Raw genomic sequence first — 4,185 nt, forward strand, 5'->3', positions numbered from 1 at the left:
CGGCACCAGTAAGGTGCCGGGCCCCGCCCCGTATCACGCCATCCTCCGGACGAGTGAACCGATTCCGGTCGAACTCCGTCTGGTTCCGGCCGAGTTGGCATCGGCCGGTCCCCTCGCGCAGACGCGCGCCGCGGGTCAGCCCGCCGCGGCGATCAGCCCCCGTGCCAGCTTCACATCGACCGCCATCCGCTCCAACAGGGCGTCGAGGGTGTCGAACTTCTCCTGGCCGCGGATGTAGGCGAGGAAGTCCACCCCGACGTGCAGGCCGTACAGGTCCAGGCCGACGCGGTCGATGGCGTACGCCTCGACCGTGCGCGTCTTGCCGTCGAACTGCGGGTTGGTGCCGACCGAGATGGCCGCCGGCATCGCCTCGCCCTCGACCTGCAGCAGGCCCGCGTAGACGCCGTCGGCCGGGATCGCGGTGTGCGGCAGGGTCTCCACATTGGCCGTCGGGAAGCCCAGTTCGCGGCCGCGCTGGGCACCGCGTACGACGACGCCCTCGACGCGGTGCGGCCGCCCCAACACCTCCATCGCGCCGGCCACATCGCCCTCGGCGACCAGGCGGCGGACGAGTGTGGAGGAGAACGGCTCGCCGTCGCCCGCCGTGCCGCGCTCGAAGAGGTCGATGACCTCCACGGTGTAGTCGTAGGTGGCGCCGAGCTCGGCGAGGGTGGCCACATTGCCGGTCGCCTTGTGCCCGAAGCGGAAGTTGGGGCCCTCGACGACCACCTGCGCATGCAGCTTGTCGACCAGCACCTTGACCACGAAGTCGGCCGGCGCCAGCTTCGAGAACTCCTTGGTGAACGGGAGCACCAGCACCGCGTCCACCCCCAGCTCGGCCATCAGCTCCGCACGCCGGTGGTGCGGCGCCAGCAGCGGCGGGTGGGTGCCGGGGCGTACGACCTCGCTCGGGTGCGGGTCGAAGGTGACGACCACGGCGGGGATCCCCAGCTCGCGGGCGCGCTCGACGGCCTTCCCGATGATCAATTGGTGGCCGCGGTGCACTCCGTCGTACGAGCCGATGGTGACGACGCTGCGTCCCCAGCCCTCGGGGATGTCCTCCAAGCCACGCCAGCGCTGCACTGTGCCCGCTCCTCGCCCGAACCCTTGTCCGTTCCTTGCGCCAATTCGGCATGACGCAGGTCTAAGACTGCCATGCCGCGGGGGGTGCTTTGCGCGAAGGGTGCCCTAGGGGCCGTCCGGCCCTGATCCGCCGGACAGGCCCGGGGCCCCGGCAGTGGATCTTCGTGGGCCGGAGCGCGGTGGTGGGTGCCCTGGTCGGGTCGCGGTCAGCCACGGCAGCCGGCGAGTGTGGCGCGTGCGCTGGGGCCCACCACCGCCGCCCACTCCCCCGGCTCGGCGGCCACCCAGTCCTGCACCCGCCGCGCGAAGCCGGGGACCCGCCGCCCCAGTTCCACCAGCCGCCGGTCGAAGCAGGCGGCGCCCTCCGGCGTACGGACCAGCAGCATGCCGGTGCGGTGCACCAGCTCCCGGGTACGGTCAGCCGGCCGCCGCTCCGCGCCCTCGGCGGCCGCCCGCAGTAGCGCCTCCAGGACGCGGGTGTCACGGCCGGCTGCCCCGTACGCGCCGTGCAGCGCCGGGTACGACGCCTCCCGCGCCAGCAGCACATCGAGCAGTTCGCGGCGCAGCGGGGCCGAGTCGCCGGAGCCCGGCTCGGCCAGTACGGCGGCGAGCGCGCAGCGGACCGGCACGGGGTAGCGCGTCAACAGCTCCTCGGCGAGCGGGCGGAGCGCGGCGCGGGAGGCCGGGCCGCGCTCCAGGCGATGGGCGAGGAACTCGGCGACCGGCCGTGCCGCGCGGTCCGGGCAGTCCCGCGCATAGCCGCGGACGAGATCGGCGGCGCGCGCGGCGAGGTCCGGCAGGTCGATACCGGCGAGCATCCGCAGCAGCGCGGCCGCCACCGGCGGGCCCCCGCCGCCTACCAGCCGGGCCCGGAAGGCGTCCAGCACCGGCCCGGGGTGGTCGGTCAGGGCGTCCGCGAACGCGGTGGGCGGCAGCTGCGGATCCCCGGCGACGAAGCGGGCCAGCGCGCGGTCCAGGAAGTGGGAGCGGGTGGCCGGGTCGCCCATCAGCAGGGCGAGCGCGGAGCCGTGCTGGGCGCCGTCGGCGGCCCGGGAGAGCAGGCGGTGCGCGGCCTGGCTCAGTACGGCGCGGTCGGCCTCGGCGGTGGCGTACGGGGCGACCCGCAGCCCGTAGGACGCCGCGGCGAGCCGGCGCTGGGGACGCGGGTCGTGCGCCCAGCGGTCCACGGCCCGGCACAGCGCCTCCGGCTCGTCCTCGGCGAGCGCGTCCAGCAGCTCGTCGCCCTTGGGGTGCGCGGCCGCCACCAGCGCCTCCGTGAGCGCGTCGGGCGCCCGCCGGCGATGGGTGTGCAGCAGGGCCTGCGCGGCGGCGGCGACGGTGATCTCACGCGGCACAGCGCCTGTGCGGCGGGCCGGGCCCTCGGTGTCCGCGCCGGGGCGTTGCAGGGGGCGGGTGTCGTCGAACCAGGCGCACAGCAGCGGCTGCATCCGTTCAGGGTCGGCGCGCAGCAGCTCGGCCGCCGCGTCGAGGAACCGCGCCGGGCGTGCCGGGGCAGGCGCGGACATGGCTGGTGCGGCGGCCTCTTCGGGCGTCTCGCCGTCGGGGTCGGCCGCGGGGGACGTGGGCGCGGGGCGCGGGCCGGTGGTGGCATCCGGCCAGCCATCGCCCTCGCGCGCGGACGCGGGGGCGTCGGCGGGGTGCACCCGCACCTGTGGTGGCAGGGCGAAGGGGTGGTCGGGGCGCGCGCCGGCGGAGTCCGGACCGCGGGTGTCGGCGGCGTCAGCGGCGCCCGATGTGCCAGAAGTGCCAGCAGTGGCAAAGGTGTCGGAAGCGCCGGCCGTGGCGCCCCGCCCGCCACCGCGCCGCACCCCGCTCCGCCCCCTGCCCCGTACCCCGCTCCGCCGCCCTCCCCCCACGGCCGGTGGCCCGTCCGCCGGCAGCAGGCGGCGCAGCAGATCCATCCGGTCCTCGTCCGCCAGCGCCAGCCGCTCCCAGAACCAGGGCCCGAACGCCTCCAGCCCGGTGTGCGCGAAGCCGCCCGCCCGGAGCGACCGTTCGGTGATCCGGTCGGCGAGCAGCCGCAGCACACCGGCGTACGGCGTGGCGTCGGGGACCCGCAGCAGCACACCGGCCAGGAGGCGGCCGGCCCACCGGCGGCCGTCCGGCGACTGCGCGGTCGCCGGGGTGCCGGCGGGAGCCGTCGCCATCGGCACCAACTCCGCCAGGCGGAAGGTCAGTTGCACCGTTCCCTCACGCCGGGCGAGCCGCAGCAGCGCCTGCACGACCGGCCCGACCCGGGGCCCGGGAACGGGCAGGAGGTCGAGGTCGACATGGGCGCCCTGCAGCCACTCCGCGAACTCCTCGTGGACGAAGCGGTATCCGGGCCCGGCCGGGGCCAGCAGCCCCTCGGCGAGCACCGCGGCGGCCCAGCCCGCCTCCGTCGGAAAGACCTCCTCGAAGGACGTACGGTCCAGCGCGCCCTGCCCCAGGTCCAGGCAGCGGCGGGCCGCCTCGTGCACCTGGCCGGCGACCTGGGCGGCCAGCCGGCGTACGGCGGTGCCGCGCAGCGGGGGCCGGTGCGCGGCCGCGATGCGTACGGCGGTGCGCAGGCACACCAGGTCCAGGTAGGCGTCGAAGATCTGGTGCCGGTCGGGCGCGCCGATGCCCACCGGCCCGTCGGCGCACTGCCCGGCCGCGTCCCCCTTGGGGAGCGCCGCCCGGACCTCCGCGAGCAGCCGCAGGGCCAGCGGATGGCGGGCGTCCGGTGCGGCCGGTGCGCCGGGCGGCAGCCCGTAGTGGGCGCGGGCCCGCTCCGCCGCCCCGTCGGGGAGATCGCCGATCCCCACGCAGGCGGGCAGTGCGGGCACCGGCCGGCGCGGGCGGTACAGCAGGCCGGGCGGGAAGAGCGCACCGGCCCGCTCCCAGTATTCGGGGCGGCAGGCGATGACCAGCCGCACACCGGCCGTACGCAGCCAGGCGGCCGTCGCCTCGGTCCATGCGGCCAGCCGCTGCTGCCCCAGGGCCGGCGGCATCTCCTCCGGCCCGTCGAGCAGCACCAGCAGCGGGCGCCCGGCCGCGGCCGCGAGCCGGGCCACGGCCTCGGGGGTGGCGTCCGCCGGGTCACCGGCCGTACGCCCCTCC

The 4,185-nt window shown here is 76.9% G+C and carries 2 protein-coding genes; both read right to left on the reverse strand.

The window, feature by feature from the left end:
• Positions 1 to 135 precede the first annotated feature (135 nt).
• Positions 136 to 1,083, reverse strand: coding sequence for a bifunctional riboflavin kinase/FAD synthetase (locus DY245_RS34305; RefSeq protein WP_128511027.1), 948 nt, complete (start codon positions 1,081 to 1,083; stop codon positions 136 to 138).
• 206 nt (positions 1,084 to 1,289) lie between these two features.
• Positions 1,290 to 4,185 (reverse strand): hypothetical protein (locus DY245_RS34310; RefSeq protein ID WP_128511028.1); only part of this gene is annotated, 2,896 nt, incomplete at its 5' end.

Origin of the sequence: Streptomyces inhibens (assembly GCF_003389455.1) — a bacterium.
In the GTDB taxonomy this organism is placed as follows: Bacteria; Actinomycetota; Actinomycetes; order Streptomycetales; family Streptomycetaceae; genus Streptomyces; species Streptomyces inhibens.